19 protein-coding genes and 3 tRNA genes are annotated in these 21,989 nt (G+C 56.0%); 18 read left to right on the top strand and 4 right to left on the bottom strand.

What is annotated here, in order from left to right:
• Nucleotides 1-12: 12 nt before the first annotated feature.
• Together asd and rsgA are read right to left on the bottom strand one after the other, a co-directional pair.
• Nucleotides 13-981: an archaetidylserine decarboxylase gene (gene asd, locus V1587_RS04725; RefSeq protein WP_371899618.1), complete on the bottom strand. Its 969-nt coding sequence runs from the start codon at nt 979-981 to the stop codon at nt 13-15.
• A 97-nt stretch (nt 982-1,078) separates the two neighbouring features.
• Complete coding sequence (rsgA, locus tag V1587_RS04730) at nt 1,079-2,131, bottom strand: small ribosomal subunit biogenesis GTPase RsgA (RefSeq protein ID WP_371899617.1); 1,053 nt, start codon at nt 2,129-2,131, stop codon at nt 1,079-1,081.
• Between the two features lie 107 nt (nt 2,132-2,238).
• Here rsgA and orn point away from each other — a divergent pair, with 107 nt between their 5' ends.
• The 4 genes from orn (at nt 2,239) to V1587_RS04750 (ending at nt 3,281) form a co-directional block, all read left to right on the top strand.
• Nucleotides 2,239-2,784, top strand: coding sequence for an oligoribonuclease (orn, locus tag V1587_RS04735; RefSeq protein ID WP_371899616.1), 546 nt, complete (start codon nt 2,239-2,241; stop codon nt 2,782-2,784).
• A gap of 196 nt (nt 2,785-2,980) precedes the next feature.
• Nucleotides 2,981-3,056: transfer RNA gene (locus V1587_RS04740), tRNA-Gly, on the top strand.
• A 37-nt stretch (nt 3,057-3,093) separates the two neighbouring features.
• A tRNA-Gly gene (locus V1587_RS04745) sits at nt 3,094-3,169 on the top strand.
• Nucleotides 3,170-3,205: 36 nt separating this feature from the next.
• A tRNA-Gly gene (locus tag V1587_RS04750) sits at nt 3,206-3,281 on the top strand.
• Nucleotides 3,282-3,551: 270 nt separating this feature from the next.
• On the opposite strand, the gene queG is transcribed toward V1587_RS04750, so the two are convergent.
• Nucleotides 3,552-4,691 (bottom strand): tRNA epoxyqueuosine(34) reductase QueG, encoded by a 1,140-nt coding sequence (queG, locus tag V1587_RS04755; RefSeq protein WP_371899615.1) that lies wholly within the window; start codon nt 4,689-4,691, stop codon nt 3,552-3,554.
• On the opposite strand from queG, the gene nnr reads away from it, so the two are divergent.
• The 14 genes from nnr (at nt 4,690) to rlmB (ending at nt 20,469) form a co-directional block, all read left to right on the top strand.
• Nucleotides 4,690-6,213, top strand: a complete 1,524-nt coding sequence (gene nnr, locus V1587_RS04760; protein WP_371899614.1) for a bifunctional ADP-dependent NAD(P)H-hydrate dehydratase/NAD(P)H-hydrate epimerase — start codon at nt 4,690-4,692, stop codon at nt 6,211-6,213. The genes queG and nnr overlap by 2 nt on opposite strands.
• Nucleotides 6,206-6,667, top strand: coding sequence for a tRNA (adenosine(37)-N6)-threonylcarbamoyltransferase complex ATPase subunit type 1 TsaE (gene tsaE, locus V1587_RS04765; protein WP_013095283.1), 462 nt, complete (start codon nt 6,206-6,208; stop codon nt 6,665-6,667). Before nnr ends, tsaE begins: the two co-directional genes overlap by 8 nt.
• Before the next feature lie 16 nt (nt 6,668-6,683).
• Nucleotides 6,684-8,024: an N-acetylmuramoyl-L-alanine amidase AmiB gene (gene amiB / locus V1587_RS04770; protein WP_371899613.1), complete on the top strand. Its 1,341-nt coding sequence runs from the start codon at nt 6,684-6,686 to the stop codon at nt 8,022-8,024.
• A gap of 9 nt (nt 8,025-8,033) precedes the next feature.
• A complete protein-coding gene (gene mutL / locus V1587_RS04775) occupies nt 8,034-9,878 on the top strand; it encodes a DNA mismatch repair endonuclease MutL (RefSeq protein ID WP_371899612.1) in 1,845 nt (614 codons plus the stop codon).
• Entirely contained in the window at nt 9,871-10,821 is a 951-nt protein-coding gene (miaA, locus tag V1587_RS04780; protein ID WP_371899611.1) for a tRNA (adenosine(37)-N6)-dimethylallyltransferase MiaA, read from the top strand. The genes mutL and miaA overlap by 8 nt, the downstream gene beginning before the upstream one ends.
• A gap of 85 nt (nt 10,822-10,906) precedes the next feature.
• Complete coding sequence (gene hfq / locus V1587_RS04785) at nt 10,907-11,218, top strand: RNA chaperone Hfq (protein ID WP_008502919.1); 312 nt, start codon at nt 10,907-10,909, stop codon at nt 11,216-11,218.
• A gap of 74 nt (nt 11,219-11,292) precedes the next feature.
• On the top strand, nt 11,293-12,573 hold the full coding sequence (gene hflX, locus V1587_RS04790; RefSeq protein ID WP_023310136.1) for a ribosome rescue GTPase HflX: 1,281 nt from the start codon (nt 11,293-11,295) through the stop codon (nt 12,571-12,573).
• A gap of 56 nt (nt 12,574-12,629) precedes the next feature.
• Nucleotides 12,630-13,889: an FtsH protease activity modulator HflK gene (gene hflK, locus V1587_RS04795; RefSeq protein WP_371899610.1), complete on the top strand. Its 1,260-nt coding sequence runs from the start codon at nt 12,630-12,632 to the stop codon at nt 13,887-13,889.
• Between the two features lie 2 nt (nt 13,890-13,891).
• Nucleotides 13,892-14,896 carry a protease modulator HflC gene (gene hflC, locus V1587_RS04800; RefSeq protein WP_023334250.1) on the top strand — a complete coding sequence of 335 codons (1,005 nt, stop codon included), beginning with the start codon at nt 13,892-13,894 and terminating at the stop codon, nt 14,894-14,896.
• A gap of 71 nt (nt 14,897-14,967) precedes the next feature.
• Nucleotides 14,968-15,165, top strand: a complete 198-nt coding sequence (locus V1587_RS04805; protein WP_003855996.1) for a DUF2065 domain-containing protein — start codon at nt 14,968-14,970, stop codon at nt 15,163-15,165.
• Between the two features lie 104 nt (nt 15,166-15,269).
• On the top strand, nt 15,270-16,568 hold the full coding sequence (locus V1587_RS04810; RefSeq protein ID WP_006178975.1) for an adenylosuccinate synthase: 1,299 nt from the start codon (nt 15,270-15,272) through the stop codon (nt 16,566-16,568).
• Between the two features lie 192 nt (nt 16,569-16,760).
• Entirely contained in the window at nt 16,761-17,186 is a 426-nt protein-coding gene (gene nsrR / locus V1587_RS04815) for a nitric oxide-sensing transcriptional repressor NsrR (RefSeq protein ID WP_014068620.1), read from the top strand.
• A gap of 38 nt (nt 17,187-17,224) precedes the next feature.
• A complete protein-coding gene (gene rnr, locus V1587_RS04820; protein ID WP_033144465.1) occupies nt 17,225-19,669 on the top strand; it encodes a ribonuclease R in 2,445 nt (814 codons plus the stop codon).
• 65 nt (nt 19,670-19,734) lie between these two features.
• Entirely contained in the window at nt 19,735-20,469 is a 735-nt protein-coding gene (gene rlmB, locus V1587_RS04825) for a 23S rRNA (guanosine(2251)-2'-O)-methyltransferase RlmB (RefSeq protein ID WP_048989501.1), read from the top strand.
• Between the two features lie 90 nt (nt 20,470-20,559).
• Here the strand turns inward: rlmB and V1587_RS04830 are convergent, their stop codons facing one another.
• Nucleotides 20,560-21,834, bottom strand: a complete 1,275-nt coding sequence (locus V1587_RS04830) for an MFS transporter (RefSeq protein ID WP_371899609.1) — start codon at nt 21,832-21,834, stop codon at nt 20,560-20,562.
• Nucleotides 21,835-21,989 lie beyond the last annotated feature (155 nt).

Here is a 21,989-nt window from a genome sequence, read left to right on the forward strand (position 1 = left end):
ATCCTTCTGTTGTTAGCCTTCGTCTTTTTTGTCATCAACCAGCGGGCTGGCGTCATGCTCGGCATTGATCTCTTCCTGTGACAGCGGCGCTGGTTCTGCATCCGGCGTCACGAAGGTTTCGGTAGAGATTGCCAGAGGCTGGCCCAGTTTGGTGACCGACAGGCTTTCGAGCTGTTCAGCCAGCTTCACTTTGCCCGGCGCAAACAGGTTGATGACGGTAGAGCCCAGCTTGAAGCGACCCATCTCCTGACCTTTCAGCAGGGCCACCGAGCCTTCCGCTTCACCGGCAGGCCAGGTCCAGCGTTTGATCACGCCTTCGCGCGGTGGGGTGATGGTGCCGGCCCAGACGGTTTCGATGCTGCCAACGATGGTCGCACCCACCAGAATCTGTGCCATAGGGCCAAATTCAGTATCGAACAGACAGATGACGCGCTCGTTACGGGCAAACAGGTTCGGCACGTTCTGCGCGGTCAGGTGGTTCACGGAGAACAGATCGCCCGGGACGTAAATCATTTCACGCAGGATGCCGTTACACGGCATATGCACGCGGTGGTAGTCGCGCGGTGACAGATAGGTGGTGGCAAAGGTACCGTTGCGGAACAGATCCGCCATCAGGTAGTTACCCGCCAGCAGCGCTTCCAGGCTGTAGTTATGGCCCTTCGCCTGCAGAATTTTGTCGCCTTCGATGTTACCCAACTGGCTGATCACGCCGTCTGCCGGCATCACCAGGACGTTAGGGTCGGTGTTCAGCGGGCGCACGTCGTCACGCAGCGGGCGCACGAAGAATTCGTTGAAGGTGCGGTAGCTGGCGGTGTCCGGTTTTTGCGCCTCTTTCATATCGACTTTGTAATATTTTACGAAAAGGTCGATGACCAGTTTGGTCAGCCAGCCCGCGCGTTTGCTTGCGCCCCAGCCCGCCAGGCGAGTGAGCCACAGTTTTGGCAGAATGTATTGAAGCGAAAGTTTAAATGCGTTTAACAAGGTAGCCTCCAGGCCATTGTTTTGTCGTTCCTGATCCGGCGTTAAGCCGCCGGAACCTGAAAAAAGGGGACGATTTTAGCGATGCTTAGCTTAGTTGTCAGTTATCAGAATCAGAAAAGTTTTTACGCGTTTTTACGTCTTCCATGCTCTCAAGAATGCGGTGGTAATTCTCGAAGCGGGTTTCCGCGATTTCGCCTTTCTCAACCGCTTCACGGATAGCGCAGCCTGGGTCGTTATCGTGTTTACAGTCGCGGTATTTACAAGCGCCTAAATAATCATGGAATTCGACAAATCCGTTAAAGATTTGTTCCGGCTCAAGATGCCATAAACCGAATTCACGGACCCCTGGGGAGTCAATCACGTCGCCGCCATGCGGGAAATGATACAGACGCGAGGCGGTGGTGGTGTGCTGGCCCAGACCCGAGACGTTGGACACATCGTTAGTCAGGATCTCTTGCTGGAGGCCAAGCAGGTTGTTCAGCAGGCTCGATTTGCCCACGCCGGACTGACCCGCAAAGATGCTGATACGGTCGGTCAGCGCCTCTTCTAACGGTTTAAGGCCATCTTTTGTGTGGCTGGAGACCATCAGCACGCGATAACCGATCTTACGGTAGATATCCATCTGCTCATTGACGAAAGCCATCCCGTCTTCATCCAGCAGATCGATTTTGTTCAGCACGATAATCGGTTCAACCTGCAGCGTTTCGCAGGCGACGAGGTAACGGTCGATAATATTGAGCGAAAGTTCGGGCAAAATCGCCGAAACAATGACGATTTGGTTAATATTGGCGGCAATCGGTTTGACCCCGTCGTAGAAATCGGGACGGGTTAACACTGACGTGCGCTCATGAACCGCTTCAACGATACCTTTTACCGTAACGCCTTCCGCTGCCTCTTTACCTGGTCGCCACACCACGCGATCGCCGGTGACCAGTGAACGGATGGTGCGACGGATATTGCAACGGTGAATATCCCCGTCGGCGGATTCGACATCGGCATGCATACCGAAACGGCTGATGACTACGCCTTCTGTCGCTTCGCCAAACAGGTTGTCGTCATAATCCGGCTTCTCCGAAGTGGTTTTAAGACGGCGCTGGTGATTGGCGTTTACGCGGCGCTGCTGCCCTTTGGAGAGTTTATTTTTACTCAATCGCGCTGGCTCCTGGTCGCCCATGATGGGCAAAACCTCTATGATACACTCTAATTAATACTAGTTAACCTGCTACTGCTGGTTATGCGAGAAGGGTGGAAAATAACATGAGCGCGGATGAAAACAACCTGATTTGGATCGATCTTGAAATGACCGGGCTGGATCCCGAGCGCGATCGCATTATTGAAATTGCAACGCTGGTCACTGATGCCAACCTGAATATTCTGGCTGAAGGACCGACCATTGCGGTGCATCAGTCAGACGAGCAACTTGCCCTGATGGATGAGTGGAACGTGCGCACCCACACCGGCAGTGGCCTGGTGGAGCGCGTGAAGGCAAGCACGATGGGTGACCGCGAGGCGGAGCTGGCAACGCTTGAGTTCCTGAAACAATGGGTTCCGGCAGGCAAATCACCTATCTGCGGCAATAGCATCGGCCAGGATCGCCGTTTCCTGTTTAAGTATATGCCGGAGCTGGAGTCTTACTTCCATTACCGTTATCTGGATGTCAGCACCCTGAAAGAGCTGGCGCGTCGCTGGAAACCTGAAATCCTCGACGGCTTTAAAAAGCAGGGGACGCACCAGGCGATGGACGATATCCGAGAGTCCGTGGCGGAGCTTTCTTACTACCGCGAAAACTTTATTAAGCTGTGATTTTGCGATCCGGCGCCTTGCGTGGCCGGGTTTTTGTCGTTAAATTGTTCAGCTTGCCGATTAATTAAGCATTTGAACTTAATTTCGAAAAAATCGCTTTGAGGGGGGTTGCAGCTAAAAGGATTTCTCGTATAATGCGCCTCCCGTAACGACAGAGAATTACACGTTACGACAGCAACAAAAGCAGTGCAGATTTGCGGGAATAGCTCAGTTGGTAGAGCACGACCTTGCCAAGGTCGGGGTCGCGAGTTCGAGTCTCGTTTCCCGCTCCAAAATTTGAAAAGTGCTTCCAAAGCACGGACCACCCAAGCGGGAATAGCTCAGTTGGTAGAGCACGACCTTGCCAAGGTCGGGGTCGCGAGTTCGAGTCTCGTTTCCCGCTCCAAAATTTGAAAGTGCTTCCACAGCACGGACCACCCAAGCGGGAATAGCTCAGTTGGTAGAGCACGACCTTGCCAAGGTCGGGGTCGCGAGTTCGAGTCTCGTTTCCCGCTCCAAATTCTTCTTAATTTCTACAATATCCACAGCGAAAAGACTCGTTGGGGACGTTTTCTATTGTCTCTGAAATACTCTTGTGAACAGAGTTATCCACAGAAACTACGCTTAACCGTAACAGGGTTAAAACTTAGCAGGGTGAATAATATCCTTGCAACACACTGTATTTTTTGAATAAATTTTGATTTCAAAATGTTATTGAGATCACTTGACCTCTTCTCCAGACCAGATGGCGCTTGAGTTTGTAATTTTATTCACAGGCTGTGAATAGTTCAGGCATCCCGCGTAAGCCCTTTTTCAATCACCCTCACCAGACGCTGCTTCTTCGGTAGCTGCACCTCGATCGCGCAGGCATTACGCTTCTCTATTTGCTGCGCAATCGCCCATTCTATGTGTTCATCAAGAAGTGGGTGCTCACCTTTACGGCTTTCAAGCGCGCGAATATTGGCTTCATCCCACGGGGCATTACCCAGCGCGACGGCAACATTACGCAGCCAGCGCAGATGTCCGATACGGCGAATGGCCGAACCTTCCGTCACTTTCAGGAACCAGGCTTCGGTCCAGGCGAACAGCTCAATGAGCTGCGGCGCATGCAGCGCCTTACGCGGGCTGAAATCCTCTTCGTCCGTGAGCTGCGAATAGCGGTTCCACGGGCAGATTAGTTGGCAGTCGTCGCAGCCGTAGATGCGGTTGCCGATAAGCGGTCGAAATTCCTCTGGAATGGCCCCTTCCAGTTCGATAGTGAGGTAGGAGATGCAGCGGCGTGCATCAACGGTGTAAGGCTCGACGATAGCACTCGTCGGGCAGATGGTCATGCAGGCCACGCAGCGCCCGCAGCCTTCCTCTACCGGGCCGTCTACCGGCAGCGGTAAATCAATCAGCAGTTCGCCCAGGAAGAAGAACGATCCGGCGTCGCGGCTAAGAATAAGTGAGTGCTTACCTGTCCAGCCAAGCCCGGCTTTTTCGGCGATCGGGCGTTCAAGAATAGGCGCAGAATCGACAAAGGGTCTAAAATTCAGCGAAACACAGTGCTGCTGAATAGTTTCCCCGAGTTTTTTTAAACGGTTACGCAGAAGCTTATGGTAATCACGTCCCAGGGCGTACCGGCTGACGTAACCCAAAGAGGGATTTTTTAGCGTGCGCGCAAAGGCCGCGTTGGCGGGCAGATAGTTCATGCGCACGCTGATGACGCGTAATGTGCCCGGCAAAAGCTCGTGAGGGCGGGCGCGCATCATGCCATGACGCGCCATCCATTCCATTTCGCCGTGGTATTGTTTGTCCAGCCAGGCCTGCAGTTTTGGCTCGCTGGCGGAAAGGTCGGTATCGGTAATGCCCACCTTCTGGAAGCCAAGCTCAGCACCCCACTGTTTTATTTTTTGCGCTAATTCATTGAGATCGAGGGGCTGTGACATGACGGACCATACGGTGAAGAAAAACCCCGCAAGTATACCACATTCCATCTGGCATGCGGATGACCTCCGGCGCGCCGAAAAAGAGGCCGCAGACGGCCTCGGAATTACCCTTTATGAACTGATGCTGCGCGCGGGCGAGGCGGCGTTTAACGTTGCCCGCAGCGCTTACCCGCAGGCCACCCGCTGGCTGATTCTGTGCGGTCACGGTAATAACGGCGGCGACGGCTACGTCGTCGCCCGTTTGGCGGTTGCGGCAGGTATCCGCGTCACGTTGCTGGCCCTGGAAAGTGATAAACCTCTGCCGGAAGAGGCCGACGCGGCGCGGGAGGCGTGGCTTAACGCAGGCGGTGTGATTCATGCGCCTGATATCGTCTGGCCGGAAGAGGTAGATCTGATTGTTGATGGTCTGCTGGGTACCGGTCTACGCAGCGCGCCTCGTGAGAACATTGCCGCGCTTATTGAACACGCTAACAGACATTCCGCGCCGGTAGTCGCCCTGGATATTCCCTCTGGCCTGATTGCTCAAACCGGCGCGACGCCGGGGGCGGTGATTCAGGCTGCACATACGGTGACCTTCATCGCCCTCAAGCCGGGGTTATTGACCGGTAAAGCACGAGACGTCGTTGGCGTGCTGCACCACCGTGCGCTGGGGCTGGAGAGCTGGCTGGGTGGGCAGGAAACGCACCTCGCGCGCTTTGATTCCTCGCAGCTTGCATCGTGGCTCCCGCCGCGCCGACCAACGTCCCATAAGGGCGATCACGGCAGGCTGGTGATTGTGGGTGGAGACCACGGTACGGCAGGTGCGATTCGCATGACCGGCGAAGCGGCTTTGCGCTGCGGCGCCGGATTAGTGCGAGTACTCACTCGCATTGAGAATATTGCGCCAATCGTTACAGCCCGACCGGAGCTGATGGTCCATGAGCTTACGCCCCAGGCGCTTGAAGAAAGCCTGGAATGGGCGGATGTGGTGGTGATTGGCCCCGGGCTTGGGCAGCAGGCGTGGGGTAAACAGGCCCTGCAAAAGGTCGAAAATTTTCGTAAGCCGATGCTGTGGGATGCCGACGCGCTTAACCTTCTGGCAATAAACCCGGATAAGCGTCACAATCGCATTCTGACGCCACACCCCGGCGAAGCCGCGCGGCTGCTTAACTGCAGCGTGGCAGAAATTGAAAGCGATCGCTTACTTTCTGCTCAGCGTCTGGTAAAACGTTACGGAGGTGTTGCTGTTTTGAAAGGGGCAGGAACCGTTGTCGCCAGTGACGAGACGCAGGGCATTATTGATGCTGGAAATGCGGGCATGGCAAGCGGCGGCATGGGCGATGTGCTTTCCGGCATCATCGGCGCATTGCTTGGACAGAAACTTCCCCTTTATGATGCAGCCTGCGCGGGCTGCGTGGCCCACGGTGTCGCGGCAGATAAACTGGCCGCGCGTTACGGTACACGCGGTATGCTGGCCACCGATCTTTTTTGCACGCTGCGGCGTGTTGTTAACCCGGATGTGATTGACGTAGAAAATGACTAATCGAGCGATTCCTTTACCTGATGAACAAGCCACTTTAGAACTCGGCAAGCGCGTGGCGCAGGCCTGTCAGGGGGCAACCGTCATTTATCTGTATGGTGATTTAGGTGCGGGTAAAACCACCTTTAGCCGGGGTTTTTTGCAGGCGTTAGGGCATAACGGGAACGTGAAAAGCCCAACCTACACGCTGGTAGAACCGTACACCCTTGAAAATCTCATGGTGTACCACTTCGATTTATACCGCCTTGCGGATCCTGAGGAGCTGGAATTTATGGGGATCCGTGATTATTTTGCCAACGACGCCATTTGCCTGGTGGAGTGGCCGCAACAAGGTGCGGGTGTGCTGCCTGACCCGGATGTCGAAATTCACTTAGATTACCAGGCACAAGGGCGTGAGGCACGCATTAGTGCTGTTTCCTCATCAGGCAGTTCCTTACTGGCGCGACTGGCCGGTTAAGCGTAGGGATGACGGGATGATAAATCGCGTTAAAGGTTGGTTGTTGGCTGCCACCGTGCTGCTGTGCGCGCAGGCCGGGGCGGCAAACCTCTCAGATATTCAGGTATCTAACGGCGAAAGCCAGGCCCGGATCACGTTCAGCTTTATGGGCGACCCTGAATATGCGTTTTCACAGCCAGACAGCCACAGCGTGGCGCTGGATATCAAACAGACTGGCGTTATCCAGGGGCTACCGCTGCGGTTCAGCGGTAACAACCTGGTGAAAAGTATCCGTTCGGGTACGCCGCAGGATAGCCAGTCGTTACGCCTGGTTGTCGATCTGACCGAAAAGGGCAAAACGAAGGCGGTGAAGCAGCAAAACGGGGCGAATTATACGGTGGTGTTTACCATTAACGCCGACGCACCGCCACCGCCTCCACCGCCGCCGGTCGTAGCGAAGCGCGTGGAAGAACCGGTGTATACGCCGCGTCCTTCTGAACCTGCGCGTAATCCGTTTAAATCGCAGAACGATCGCATTACTGCGGCAACCAGCAGCAATACGGTGACGCGTCCGGCGGCCAGCGCGCGACGCGCGACGGTCAGCGGTGACAAAGTGATTATTGCCATCGATGCGGGTCACGGTGGACAGGACCCTGGTGCGATTGGCCCGGGTGGAACGCAAGAGAAAAATGTCACCATCGCCATTGCCCGTAAGCTGCGTGCGCTGCTTAACGACGACCCTATGTTCAAAGGCGTGTTGACCCGCGACGGGGATTACTTTATCTCCGTAATGGGGCGCTCGGATGTGGCGCGTAAGCAAAACGCGAACTTCCTGGTCTCCATTCATGCGGACGCCGCACCGAATCGTAGCGCGACCGGCGCCTCGGTTTGGGTGCTGTCGAACCGTCGCGCCAACAGCGAAATGGCCAACTGGCTGGAAGAGCACGAGAAGCAGTCTGAACTGTTAGGCGGCGCGGGCGATGTGCTGGCAAACAGCCAGTCAGACCCGTACCTCAGCCAGGCGGTGCTGGATTTACAATTCGGTCATTCTCAGCGCGTCGGGTATGATGTGGCTACTAACGTATTAAACCAGCTGCAAAGCATTGGCGTGCTGCATAAGCGTCGTCCTGAACATGCCAGCCTCGGCGTTCTGCGCTCGCCAGATATCCCGTCCATCCTTGTAGAGACGGGCTTTATCAGTAACAACGGTGAAGAGCGTCTGCTGGGAAGCGACAGCTATCAGCAGCAAATTGCCGAAGCGATTTATAACGGTCTGCGTAAATACTTTGATGCCCATCCGCTGCAGTCTGCGCCACAGAGTGGCACAGGCCAGACGGCCAGCGCAGCGCTGCCGGGTGAGATGACCGCGACCAACTAAGGAGAATTCATGCCGATTCAGGTTCTGCCGCCGCAGCTTGCGAACCAAATCGCCGCCGGTGAGGTGGTGGAACGCCCTGCGTCGGTAGTGAAGGAGCTGGTGGAAAACAGCCTCGATGCGGGCGCGACCCGTATTGATATTGATATCGAGCGCGGTGGCGCGAAGCTTATCCGCATTCGCGATAACGGCTGTGGCATAAAAAAAGAGGAGCTGGCGCTGGCGCTGGCTCGTCACGCCACCAGTAAAATTGCCTCGCTGGACGACCTGGAAGCGATTATTAGCCTCGGCTTTCGCGGTGAGGCGCTGGCGAGTATCAGCTCGGTTTCGCGCTTAACGCTGACCTCCCGTACCGCCGAACAGCAGGAAGCCTGGCAGGCCTACGCCGAAGGGCGCGATATGGATGTCACGGTCAAACCCGCGGCGCATCCTGTCGGCACGACGCTTGAAGTATTAGATCTCTTCTACAACACCCCCGCCCGACGCAAGTTCATGCGTACCGAGAAGACCGAATTCGGACACATCGACGAGATCATCCGCCGTATCGCGCTGGCGCGTTTCGATGTCACCATTAACCTCAGCCACAACGGCAAGGTGATGCGACAGTACCGCGCGGTGGCGGAAGGTGGACAGAAAGAGCGTCGGCTGGGCGCCATTTGCGGGACCCCGTTTCTGGAACAGGCGCTGGCCATTGAGTGGCAGCACGGCGATCTGGCGCTGCGCGGCTGGGTTGCCGATCCGAACGCGAGCAGCGCTGCGTTTGCGGAGATCCAGTATTGCTACGTCAACGGCCGCATGATGCGCGACCGTCTCATCAATCACGCCATTCGGCAGGCCTGCGAAGACAAACTCGGGGCCGATCAGCAGCCCGCGTTTGTGCTTTATCTGGAAATCGACCCCCATCAGGTGGATGTGAACGTCCATCCCGCCAAGCATGAGGTGCGGTTCCATCAGTCGCGACTTGTGCATGATTTTATCTATCAGGGCGTGCTGAGCGTGCTGCAGCAGCAGGTTGAAACGCCGTTGCCGCTGGAACATGCAGAACCAACGCCACGCCCGATCCCGGAAAACCGCGTCGCTGCGGGCCGCAACCATTTTGCGGAGCCCGCCGTCGCGCGTGAACCGGAAGCGCCGCGCTTTTCTTCCGCCGGGGGCGCACCGCGTCCAACGGGTGCCAACTACCCGAATGCCCAGCCTGGCTATCAAAAGCAGCAGGGCGCGTTGTACCGCAAACTGCTGGAAACGCCGGCCGTGGAGCGTAAAGAGCACATCCCGACCGCTCAGCCTTCTCTGGACGGCCATAGCCAGAGTTTTGGCCGAGTGCTGACGATTATCGCGCCCGATATGGCGCTGCTTGAGCGTGACGGCAAATTGATGCTTCTGTCACTGCCGGTCGCCGAACGCTGGCTCAGGCAGGTGCAGCTCACGCCAGGCGAAAATGCAGCCTGCGCGCAGCCGCTCTTAATTCCTGTTCGCCTGAAAATATCCCCTGAAGAAACAAGGGTGTTGCAGCGTGCAGAGCCGCAGCTGGCGCAAATGGGTATTGAAACTGTGCTCGAACCACAACATGTGACAATTCGTGCAGTGCCTTTACCCTTACGCCAACAAAATTTACAAAACTTGATTCCTGAACTGATAGGCTACCTGGCGCAGCAAACATCGTTTGATGCCGCCAACACCGCGCAGTGGATCGCCCGCCATCTGGCAAGCGAACACGCGCCGTGGAGTATGGCACAGGCCATTAGCGTGCTGGCGGAGGTGGAACGCCTCTGTCCGCATCTGGTGAAAACGCCGCCGGGTGGATTAATACAACCTGTTGATTTAAAAACGGCGATGAACGCCCTGAAACATGATTGACGTAAGTAAGGCGAGCCTGCCTAAGGCAATTTTTTTAATGGGCCCAACGGCCTCCGGCAAAACGGCGCTAGCCATTGAGTTGCGTAAAGTTTTGCCTGTAGAGTTGATTAGCGTCGACTCCGCCCTCATCTACCGAGGGATGGACATCGGCACGGCGAAGCCTGACGCAGAAGAGCTGCGTGCGGCACCGCACCGTTTGCTGGATATTCTCGACCCGGCTCAGGCGTACTCCGCAGCGGATTTTCGCCGGGATGCCTTAGCCGAGATGGCCGAGATAACGGCGGCGGGACGTATACCGCTGTTGGTTGGCGGAACCATGCTTTATTTCAAGGCGTTGCTGGAGGGGTTATCACCTCTGCCATCCGCGGATCCGGAAATAAGAGCGAAAATTGAGCAGCAGGCGGCAGAGCAGGGTTGGGAGGTTTTGCATCAGCAACTGGCGGAGATTGACCCGGTTGCTGCAGCACGGATCCATCCAAATGATCCGCAAAGGCTTTCCCGGGCACTGGAAGTTTTTTTCATTTCGGGTAAAACTTTAACGGAACTGACGCAAACGTCAGGAGACGCTCTGCCGTATCAGGTGCATCAGTTCGCCATCGCCCCGGCGAGCCGTGAACTGCTCCATCAGCGAATTGAGCAGCGTTTTCATCAGATGTTAGCTTCAGATTTTGAAGCAGAAGTGCGGGCGCTTTTTGCCCGTGGAGATTTGCATACGGACATGCCTTCCATTCGTTGTGTGGGATACCGCCAGATGTGGTCGTATCTTGAAGGTGAAATTTCATACGATGAAATGGTTTATAGAGGTGTTTGCGCCACGAGACAGTTAGCGAAGCGCCAGATCACCTGGTTGCGCGGTTGGGAGGGTGTTCACTGGTTAGACAGTGAAAAACCGCAACAGGCGTTAAACGAAGTGATTGAGGTTGTTGGTGATATCGCTCACTGAATGTGTACAATTGAGACGTATCGTGCGCAATTTTTCAGAATCGCAAGGTTCTAAGTACAAAACAAGCATATAAGGAAAAGATAGAATGGCTAAGGGGCAATCTTTACAAGATCCGTTCCTGAACGCATTGCGTCGGGAACGTGTTCCAGTTTCTATTTATTTGGTGAATGGTATTAAGCTGCAAGGTCAGATTGAGTCTTTCGATCAGTTTGTGATTCTGTTGAAAAACACGGTCAGTCAGATGGTCTACAAGCACGCTATTTCTACTGTTGTTCCGTCCCGTCCGGTATCTCATCACAGCAATAACGCTGGCGGCGGCACAGGTAGTAACTACCATCATGGCAGCAACGCGCAGGGTTCTTCAACGCCAGCGCAGGACAGCGACGAAACCGAATAAGGTTTCGCACTGTTATCCACACGGGGAGCCAGGGATCCTGCGTTCCCCGCTGATCTTTTTAGAGAGGTTTACGCTTGTTTGACCGTTATGATGCCGGTGAGCAGGCGGTGCTGGTACACATCTATTTTTCGCAAGACAAAGATATGGAAGACCTCCAGGAGTTTGAATCTCTGGTCTCTTCCGCCGGTGTCGAAGCAATGCAGGTGATTACCGGTAGCCGTAAAGCGCCGCACCCAAAGTATTTTGTTGGTGAAGGTAAAGCAGTCGAAATTGCGGATGCCGTAAAAGCAACCGGCGCGTCAGTCGTGTTGTTTGATCATGCGCTGTCTCCAGCCCAGGAGCGCAACCTGGAAGCTCTTTGCGAATGCCGTGTTATCGATCGCACGGGTTTGATTTTAGATATTTTTGCTCAGCGTGCACGTACCCACGAAGGGAAACTGCAGGTTGAGCTGGCGCAGTTGCGCCATCTGGCAACGCGTCTGGTGCGTGGCTGGACACACCTTGAAAGACAAAAAGGCGGGATTGGTTTGCGCGGCCCGGGTGAAACCCAGCTCGAAACCGACCGTCGTTTGCTGCGTGGCCGAATTACCCAGATCCTTTCACGTCTGGAACGTGTAGAGAAACAGCGTGAACAGGGACGTCGGGCGCGAACCAAAGCCGACATCCCGACGGTGTCGCTGGTGGGCTATACCAACGCCGGTAAATCCACCCTGTTTAACCAGATAACCGAGGCCCAGGTTTATGCCGCAGACCAGTTGTTTGCGACCCTGGACCCTACGCTGCGCCGTATTGACGTTGCAGACGTCGGTGAAACGGTGCTGGCGGATACCGTAGGGTTTATCCGCCACCTGCCGCATGACCTGGTGGCGGCGTTTAAAGCCACCCTGCAGGAGACGCGACAGGCGACTCTGCTGCTGCACGTGATTGATGCAGCAGACGTGCGCGTGCAGGAGAACATCGACGCGGTAAATGTGGTGCTCGAAGAGATCGACGCCCATGAGATCCCAACGCTGTTGGTCATGAATAAGATCGATATGCTGGACGATTTCGAACCGCGTATCGACAGAGATGAAGAAAACAAACCGATTCGGGTCTGGCTTTCTGCCCAGACCGGTATTGGTGTGCCACTGCTTTTCCAGGCTTTGACAGAACGTCTTTCCGGTGAGGTAGCTCAGCACACGCTGCGACTGCCGCCACAGGAAGGCAGGCTGCGCAGCCGGTTTTATCAGCTTCAGGCGATAGAAAAAGAGTGGATGGAGGATGACGGCAGCGTGGGGATGCAGGTGCGTATGCCGATCGTTGACTGGCGTCGCCTCTGTAAACAAGAACCTGCGCTGGTCGACTATATCGTCTGATCAGAAAGGGGATGCCTGAATAATTCGCCCTTGCATAACAAATATGGAGCATATACATGGCGTGGAATCAGCCCGGTAATAACGGACAAGACCGCGACCCGTGGGGAAGCAGCAAACCTGGCGGCAACTCTGAGGGAAATGGCAACAAAGGTGGTCGCGAGCAGGGGCCGCCTGATCTGGATGATATTTTCCGCAAACTGAGCAAGAAGCTTGGTGGCCTTGGCGGAGGAAAAGGTTCTGGCTCGGGTGGCAATTCCACTCAGAGCTCGCGTCCGCCAATGGGTGGCCGCGTAGTGGGCATCGTGGCCGCTGCGGTGGTCATCATCTGGGCAGCCAGCGGATTCTACACCATTAAAGAAGCGGAACGCGGCGTAGTTACCCGTTTCGGTAAGTTCAGCCATCTGGTTGAGCCGGGTCTGAACTGGAAGCCGACCTTCATTGACGACGTGACCGCGGTTAACGTGGAATCCGTCCGTGAACTGGCCGCTTCAGGCGTGATGCTGACCTCTGACGAAAACGTGGTGCGCGTTGAGATGAACGTGCAGTACCGCGTGACCGATCCTGAGCGTTATCTGTTTAGCGTGACCAGCGCCGATGACAGCCTGCGTCAGGCAACCGACAGCGCCCTGCGTGGCGTGATCGGTAAATACACCATGGACCGTATCCTGACCGAGGGTCGTACCGTTATTCGTAGCGATACCCAGCGCGAGCTGGAAGAGACCATTCGTCCGTACAACATGGGTATCACCCTGCTGGACGTCAACTTCCAGGCTGCGCGTCCGCCGGAAGAGGTGAAAGCCGCATTTGACGATGCGATTGCTGCCCGTGAAAACGAACAGCAGTACATCCGTGAAGCTGAAGCGTACACCAACGAAGTTCAGCCACGCGCTAACGGTCAGGCGCAGCGTATTCTGGAAGAAGCGCGTGCGTATAAGACCCAGACCATCCTGGAAGCTCAGGGTGAAGTGGCTCGCTTTGCGAAGATCCTGCCGGAATATAAAGCGGCACCGGAAATTACCCGTGAGCGTCTCTATATCGAGACCATGGAAAAAGTGCTGAGCCACACCCGCAAAGTGTTGGTTAACGACAGTAAAGGCGGAAACCTGATGGTCCTGCCGCTGGACCAGATGCTGAAAGGCGGTTCTGCACCAGCAGCGAAAGGCGACACCAGCGGAGCGAATAACCTGCTGCGTCTGCCGCCAGCCGCAACAGGCAGCGCCAGCACGAACACAACGCCTTCTTCGAACGATGGTGACATTATGGACCAACGCCGTGCCAACGCGCAGCGTAACGACTACCAGCGTCAGGGGGAATAAGGATGCGTAAGTCAGTTATTGCGATCATCGTCATCGTACTGGTCGCGCTTTATACCTCGATCTTTGTGGTGAAAGAAGGCGAGCGTGGGATTAAGTTCCAGTTCAGCAGCGTCGTGCGTGACGGCGACAAACGCCCGGTAATTTACGAGCCGGGCCTGCACTTCAAGGTGCCTTTCATTCAGTCAGTGAAAACGCTTGATGCACGTATCCAGACCATGGATAACCAGGCCGACCGTTTCGTGACCAAAGAGAAGAAAGACCTGATCGTTGATTCCTATATCAAATGGCGCATCAGCGATTTCAGCCGTTACTTCCTGGCAACGGGCGGTGGTGACGTTTCTCAGGCAGAAGTGCTGCTGAAACGTAAGTTCTCTGACCGTCTGCGTTCCGAGATTGGTCGTCTGGATGTAAAAGACATCGTGACCGACTCCCGTGGTCGTCTGACCCTGGAAGTTCGCGATGCGCTGAACTCCGGTACAGCGGGCACTGAAGATGAAGTTTCAACCCCGGCAGCGGATGATGCAATTGCTAAAGCGGCTGAACGCGTTCAGGCGGAGACCAACGGTAAAGTGCCGGTGATCAACCCGAACAGTATGGCTGCGCTGGGTATCGAAGTGGTTGACGTGCGTATCAAGCAGATCAACCTGCCAGTAGAAGTGTCCGAGGCGATTTACAACCGTATGCGCGCCGAGCGTGAAGCGGTAGCTCGTCGTCACCGTTCACAGGGCCAGGAAGAGGCTGAGAAGCTGCGTGCAGCAGCGGACTATGAAGTCACCAAGACGCTGGCGGAATCTGAACGTCAGGGCCGTATCCTGCGCGGTGAAGGTGATGCCGAAGCGGCGAAGCTGTTCGCTGATGCCTTCAGCCAGGATCCTGACTTCTATGCCTTTATCCGTAGCCTGCGTGCTTACGAGAATAGCTTCCAGAGCAACCAGGATGTGATGGTGCTCAGCCCGGACAGCGATTTCTTCCGTTATATGAAGACGCCGACTAACGCAACGCGATAAACTCAGGCTCGTTTGAGTATTCAAACCACCGCTCTCAACGGAGCGGTGGTTTTCTTTTATAAGGAACAAAAATGAATTCAACGATCTGGCTCGCACTTGCTCTGGTCCTGGTGCTGGAAGGTCTTGGACCGATGCTTTATCCGCGCGCCTGGCGTCGAATGATCGCCACCATGAGCCAACTGCCGGATAATATTTTGCGTCGTTTTGGCGGTGGTCTTGTGGTTGCGGGCATCGTGATCTACTACATGTTGAGGAAAACGATTGGCTGATCAAAAAGTATGCGCAATCGGCGTATTTTGAGGTCAAAAAGTGCTGTATATCTGAAAAAGCGATGGTAGAATCCATTTTTAAGCAAACGGTGATTTTGAAAAAAATGGGTAACAACGTCGTCGTACTGGGCACCCAATGGGGTGACGAAGGTAAAGGGAAGATTGTTGATCTTCTGACTGAACGGGCTAAATATGTTGTACGCTACCAGGGCGGTCACAACGCAGGCCATACTCTCGTAATCAACGGTGAAAAAACCGTCCTCCATCTTATTCCATCAGGCATTCTCCGCGAAAACGTCACCAGCATCATCGGTAACGGCGTTGTGCTGTCTCCAGCGGCTCTGATGAAAGAGATGAAAGGTCTGGAAGACCGTGGTATCCCTGTTCGTGAGCGTCTGCTGCTCTCCGAAGCCTGCCCGCTGATCCTGGATTATCACGTGGCGCTGGACGTAGCGCGTGAGAAAGCGCGCGGCGCGAAAGCGATCGGCACCACCGGTCGTGGTATCGGCCCGGCTTACGAAGATAAAGTTGCACGTCGCGGTCTGCGCGTGGGCGACCTCTTCGACAAAGCAACCTTCGCTGAAAAACTGAAAGAAGTGATGGAATATCACAACTTCCAGCTGGTGAACTTCTACAAAGCTGACGCTGTTGACTACCAGAAAGTGCTGGATGACGTCATGGCGATCGCTGACATTCTGACCGGTATGGTTGTTGATGTGTCCGATCTGCTGGACCAGGCGCGCAAGCGTGGCGATTTCGTCATGTTCGAAGGTGCGCAGGGTACGCTGCTGGACATCGACCATGGTACCTATCCGTACGTCACCTCCTCTAACACCACCGCGGGTGGCGTGGCGACCGGCTCTGGCCTGGGTCCACGTTATGTGGATTACGTTCTGGGCATCATCAAAGCGTACTCCACTCGCGTGGGTGCGGGTCCATTCCCGACCGAACTGTTTGATGAAACCGGCGAGTTCCTGTGCAAGCAGGGTAACGAGTTTGGCGCGACCACCGGTCGTCGTCGTCGTACCGGCTGGCTGGATGCGGTTGCAGTGCGTCGTGCAGTGCAGATCAACTCCCTGTCTGGCTTCTGCCTGACCAAGCTGGACGTACTGGACGGCCTGAAAGAAGTGAAAATCTGCGTAGGCTACCGTATGCCAGATGGCCGCGAAGTGACCACCACGCCGCTGGCTGCTGACGACTGGGAAGGCATTGAGCCAATCTACGAAACCATGCCGGGCTGGTCTGAGACCACTTTCGGTGTGAAAGAGCGTAGCGGCCTGCCGCAGGCGGCGCTGGATTACATCAAGCGCATTGAAGAACTGACCGAAGTGCCGATCGATATTATTTCTACCGGCCCGGATCGTACTGAAACGATGATCCTGCGCGACCCGTTCGACGCATAATCTTCGTGACTGCTGGCCTGCGGGGTGACCCGCAGGCCGGATAAGCGTAGCGCCATCCGGCGACCGCTCCTGGATCTCCGCTTTTTCGCCCCGTCTGTCAAATAAATTAGCCGCTAACTATCTGGCTGGTTTATCATCATTAATGAATATCTCTGCGGTTTGTCCGCGATTTCCCTTTTTCCTGAGGTTGATGTGCAGTTAACAAGTTTCACCGATTACGGCTTACGTGCGCTGATCTATATGGCGTCGTTACCCGATGGGAAGATGACCAGTATCTCTGAAGTTACAGAGGTCTACGGCGTATCCCGTAATCATATGGTCAAAATAATCAATCAACTTAGTCGTGCCGGGTACGTTGCTGCCGTCCGCGGGAAGAATGGTGGGATCCGTCTCGGTAAACCGGCGCAGAGTATTCGTGTTGGCGATGTGGTACGTGAACTGGAACCGCTGTCTCTGGTGAACTGCAGCAGTGAGTTCTGCCACATTACGCCCGCTTGCCGCCTGAAACAGGCGCTTTCTAAGGCCGTGCAAAGTTTTCTCAAGGAACTGGATAACTACACGCTGGCCGATTTGGTTGAAGAGAATCAACCGCTTTATAAATTATTGCTGGTGGAATGAAGAAAATTTCCACCGGAGCTGACAACGGAGGAACCGACATGTCACATGATCCTTTCCAGGAACGCGAAGCCGAAAAATACGCGAATCCTATTCCCAGCCGCGAGTTCATCATTGAACACTTAACAAAACGCGAAAAACCCGCCAATCGTGAAGAACTTGCCGTTGAATTAAACATTGAAGGTGAAGAGCAAATTGAAGCCCTTCGCCGCCGCCTGCGTGCGATGGAGCGCGACGGGCAACTGGTCTTTACCCGCCGCCAGTGCTACGCGCTGCCAGAACGCCTCGATCTGCTGAAAGGGACCGTCATTGGTCACCGCGATGGCTTCGGCTTCCTGCGCGTGGAAGGCCGCAAAGATGATCTGTACCTCTCATCTGAACAGATGAAAATGTGCATCCACGGCGATCAGATCCTGGCGCAGCCGCTGGGCGCTGACCGTAAAGGTCGCCGCGAAGCGCGCGTCGTGCGCGTTCTGGTGCCTAAAACCAGCCAGATTGTTGGCCGCTACTTTACCGACGCGGGCGTGGGCTTTGTGGTGCCGGACGACAGCCGTCTGAGCTTCGACATTCTGATCCCACCTGAAGAGGTGATGGGCGCCCGCATGGGCTTTGTGGTGGTGGTGGAACTCACCCAGCGCCCAACCCGCCGCACCAAAGCGGTAGGTAAAATCGTTGAAGTGCTGGGCGATAACATGGGCACCACGATGGCCGTTGATATGGCGCTGCGCACCCATGAAATTCCGTACATCTGGCCGAAAGCGGTTGAAGAGCAGATCGAAAGCCTGCGTGAAGAAGTTCCGGAAGAGTCCAAAGTGGGCCGCGTGGATCTCCGTTCCCTGCCGCTGGTCACGATCGACGGTGAAGACGCCCGCGACTTCGATGACGCCGTCTACTGCGAGAAAAAACGCGGCGGCGGATGGCGTCTGTGGGTAGCGATTGCAGACGTAAGCTACTATGTCCGTCCGCATACTCCGCTGGATAACGAAGCGCGCAGCCGCGGTACCTCGGTTTACTTCCCGTCTCAGGTTGTACCGATGTTGCCGGAAGTGCTGTCTAACGGCCTGTGCTCCCTGAACCCACAGGTTGACCGCCTCTGTATGGTGTGCGAGATGACCATCTCCACCAAAGGGCGTTTAACCGGCTACAAGTTCTACGAAGCGGTGATGAGCTCGCACGCGCGTCTGACCTATACCAAGGTCTGGCATATGCTGCAGGGCGACCAGGACTTGCGCGAGCAGTACGCGCCGCTGGTCAAACACATCGAAGAGCTGCATAACCTCTACAAAACGCTGGATCAGGCGCGCGAAGAGCGCGGCGGGATCTCGTTTGAGAGTGAAGAAGCGAAATTCATTTTCAACGCCGAGCGCCGCATTGAGCGTATCGAACAGACCCAGCGTAACGATGCGCACAAGCTGATCGAAGAGTGTATGATTCTGGCGAATATCTCGGCGGCACGCTTCGTCGAAAAAGCCAAAGAACCGGCACTGTTCCGTATTCACGATAAGCCGACCACGGAAGCTATTACGTCGTTCCGCTCCGTGCTGGCCGAACTTGGTCTGGAGCTGCCGGGCGGCAATAAGCCAGAGCCGCGCGATTACGCCGAGCTGCTGGAATCCATTAGCGATCGTCCTGATGCCGAAATGCTGCAGACGATGCTGCTGCGCTCAATGAAGCAGGCGATTTACGATCCGGAAAACCGCGGGCACTTCGGCCTGGCGCTGCAGTCTTACGCCCACTTTACGTCGCCGATCCGTCGTTATCCTGACCTCTCTCTGCACCGTGCGATCAAGTATCTGCTGGCGCAAGAGCAGGGCCATAAAGGGAACACCACCGAAACCGGTGGCTACCACTATTCGATGGAAGAGATGCTGCAGTTGGGTCAGCACTGCTCCATGGCCGAACGTCGTGCCGATGAAGCCACTCGTGACGTGGCGGACTGGCTGAAGTGTGACTTTATGCTCGATCAGGTGGGCAACGTCTTTAAAGGCGTGATTGCCAGCGTGACCGGCTTTGGTTTCTTCGTTCGTCTGGACGAGCTGTTCATCGACGGTCTGGTGCACGTCTCCAGCCTGGATAACGACTACTACCGCTTCGACCAGGTCGGCCAGCGTCTGATCGGCGAATCTGGCGGTCAGACCTATCGTCTGGGCGACCGTGTGGAAGTGAAGGTCGAAGCCGTGAATATGGACGACCGTAAGATCGACTTCAGCCTGATCTCCAGCGAGCGCGCGCCGCGTAACGTGGGTAAAACCGAGCGTGAAAGGGCGAAAAAAACCGGTAACGGTAAACCGGGCGGCGGTAAACGTCGTCAGGCGGGCAAGAAAGTAAACTTCGAGCCGGACAGCGCGTTCCGCGGCGAGAAGAAGCAGAAGCCGAAGGCGGCGAAGAAAGAGGCCCGTTCAGCGAAGAAACCTTCTGCGAAGACACAGAAAATAGCGGCCGCCACCAAAGCGAAGCGCGCGGCCAAGAAAAAGCAGGCGGAGTAAAATCTCCCCTCATCCTGACCCTCTTCCCAGCGGGGGAGGGGAAATACTTATTACGAGAACCATCAATGAGTGAAATGATTTACGGCATCCACGCGGTGCAGGCCCTTCTCGAGCGCGCACCGGAGCGTTTTCAGGAAGTGTTTATTCTGAAAGGGCGTGAAGATAAGCGTCTGATGCCGCTGATCCACGCCCTGGAAGCACAGGGCGTGGTGATCCAACTGGCGAACCGCCAGTTCCTGGATGAAAAAAGTGACGGGGCGGTGCACCAGGGCATTATTGCCCGCGTGAAGCCGGGTCGTCAGTATCAGGAAAACGATCTGCCGGATCTGATCGCTGAGCTGGACAATCCGTTCTTCCTGATCCTCGATGGTGTTACCGATCCGCACAACCTCGGCGCGTGTCTGCGCAGCGCGGATGCGGCGGGCGTGCATGCGGTGATCGTGCCAAAAGATCGCTCCGCGCAGCTGAACGCGACGGCGAAGAAAGTGGCCTGCGGCGCGGCGGAAAACGTGCCGCTGATCCGCGTGACCAACCTGGCGCGCACCATGCGTCTGCTGCAGGAAGAGAACATCTGGATCGTCGGTACCGCCGGTGAAGCGGATCATACTCTGTACCAGAGCAAAATGACCGGCCGTCTGGCGCTGGTAATGGGCGCGGAGGGCGAAGGCATGCGTCGTCTGACCCGCGAGCACTGCGACGAGCTGATCAGCATCCCGATGGCGGGCAGCGTGTCGTCCCTGAACGTGTCCGTTGCGACGGGCATCTGTCTGTTTGAAGCGGTGCGTCAGCGCGGAGAATAAACAGCAAGGCCGTCCAAAGGACGGCCTTTAGTGTTTTCTCCCTCTCCCCGTGGGAGAGGGCCGGGGTGAGGGCACCAGACGGTGACAACCTCACTCCTCTAACGACCGCAGATGGTCATCCTTCCTCAGCGTCATCAGCGCGAAAATACTCACGACCGCCGTTGCCATCACGTAGTAGGCCGGAATATCCAGGTTACCCGTCTCTTTAATTAAGCCCGTAATGATCAGCCCCGCACAGCCCGAGAAAATCGCGTTCGACAACGAGTAGGCCAGCCCCAGGCCCGTATAGCGCACGCGCGTCGGGAACATCTCAGAGAGCATCGCCGGGCCCGGCCCCGCCAGCATCCCCACCAGACCGCCCGCAATCAGTACCACTATCGCTTTCACCGCCAGCGTGCTGGATTCCGCCTGCAGAAGTTTCAGCAGCGGCAGGGCGAGGATCAGCAGCAGCGCGGTGGCGATAATCATCACCATGCGACGCCCGATCCGATCGCTGAGGATCCCCGATGGAATGATGGTCAGCGCAAACCCAACGTTCGAAATTACCGCGATCAGCAGCGCCTGGTTAAACCCGGTGTGCAGCGCCGACTGCAGATAGGTCGGCATAATCACCAGGTAGGTATACCCCGCCGCTGACCAGACCATCACGCGGCCAATCCCCATCACGATGGCCCGGAGCGTGGCGGCAATATCCGCCTGCGCGACGGCCGGTTTGTCCTGCTGCTGCACAAAGCTGGGTGTCTCTTCCATACTGACACGAAGCCACAGCGCCACAGCGCCCATGGGCAGCGCCAGGAAGAAAGGAATGCGCCAGCCCCAGTCGTGCAGGGCCTCAGGTGTGAGGAGGGCGGAGAGCAGCGCCACGATGCCTGCACCCGCTAACAGCCCCAGCGCCACGGTAAAAGACTGCCAGGCGCCATAGAGCCCACGCTTGCCGCGCGGGGCGAACTCCGTCATCAGCGAGACCGCACCGCCGTATTCGCCGCCCGCGAACAGCCCCTGCAGGATGCGCAGCAGCGTAACGATCAGCGGTGCGGCAATCCCGATGCTGGCGTAGACCGGCACAATGCCGATGGCGGCGGTAGCGAGCGTCATCAGCACCAGCACAATAATGAGCGTCGGCTTACGGCCAATTCGGTCGCCGATGCGTCCAAACACCACCGCACCCAGCGGACGGAAGAAGAAGGCGATGGCGAATGAGGCGTAGGTGAGGATCAGGCTGGTAAGCCCCGCTTCCCCTTCAAGCTGGAAGAAGTTCTTCGCAATGACGGTCGCCAGAAAACCGTAGACCGCAAACTCATACCACTCGATAAAGTTACCAATGGAGCCTGCAATTAATGCTCGCTTGTGCGCATCCGGTTGCATAACGATCCTCACTGAAAAGGGTAAGAATAAATTATTCAACAAAAGCGAAGTCATGAAATAGTTTATTCTTATGTTCTGTGAGCTATTTCACGAATGATATCAGCGGGATCGTGAACGTGTGACTCCCCTCCCATGCAGCGCGAGCGCGGTCTGTC

It is taken from the genome of Enterobacter sp. ECC-249, from assembly GCF_043965265.1.
Classification (GTDB): domain Bacteria; phylum Pseudomonadota; class Gammaproteobacteria; order Enterobacterales; family Enterobacteriaceae; genus Enterobacter; species Enterobacter quasiroggenkampii.

Bases quoted from the DNA above. Each gene is read 5' to 3' on its own strand.
- orn (WP_371899616.1), top strand. From the start codon at position 2,239: ATGAGCGCGGATGAAAACAACCTGATTTGGATCGATCTTGAAATGACC.
- nnr (WP_371899614.1), top strand. From the start codon at position 4,690: ATGACGGACCATACGGTGAAGAAAAACCCCGCAAGTATACCACATTCC.
- queG (WP_371899615.1), bottom strand. From the start codon at position 4,691: ATGTCACAGCCCCTCGATCTCAATGAATTAGCGCAAAAAATAAAACAG.
- tsaE (WP_013095283.1), top strand. From the start codon at position 6,206: ATGACTAATCGAGCGATTCCTTTACCTGATGAACAAGCCACTTTAGAA.
- amiB (WP_371899613.1), top strand. From the start codon at position 6,684: ATGATAAATCGCGTTAAAGGTTGGTTGTTGGCTGCCACCGTGCTGCTG.
- mutL (WP_371899612.1), top strand. From the start codon at position 8,034: ATGCCGATTCAGGTTCTGCCGCCGCAGCTTGCGAACCAAATCGCCGCC.
- miaA (WP_371899611.1), top strand. From the start codon at position 9,871: ATGATTGACGTAAGTAAGGCGAGCCTGCCTAAGGCAATTTTTTTAATG.
- hfq (WP_008502919.1), top strand. From the start codon at position 10,907: ATGGCTAAGGGGCAATCTTTACAAGATCCGTTCCTGAACGCATTGCGT.
- hflK (WP_371899610.1), top strand. From the start codon at position 12,630: ATGGCGTGGAATCAGCCCGGTAATAACGGACAAGACCGCGACCCGTGG.
- hflC (WP_023334250.1), top strand. From the start codon at position 13,892: ATGCGTAAGTCAGTTATTGCGATCATCGTCATCGTACTGGTCGCGCTT.
- V1587_RS04805 (WP_003855996.1), top strand. From the start codon at position 14,968: ATGAATTCAACGATCTGGCTCGCACTTGCTCTGGTCCTGGTGCTGGAA.
- V1587_RS04810 (WP_006178975.1), top strand. From the start codon at position 15,270: ATGGGTAACAACGTCGTCGTACTGGGCACCCAATGGGGTGACGAAGGT.
- rnr (WP_033144465.1), top strand. From the start codon at position 17,225: ATGTCACATGATCCTTTCCAGGAACGCGAAGCCGAAAAATACGCGAAT.
- rlmB (WP_048989501.1), top strand. From the start codon at position 19,735: ATGAGTGAAATGATTTACGGCATCCACGCGGTGCAGGCCCTTCTCGAG.
- V1587_RS04830 (WP_371899609.1), bottom strand. From the start codon at position 21,834: ATGCAACCGGATGCGCACAAGCGAGCATTAATTGCAGGCTCCATTGGT.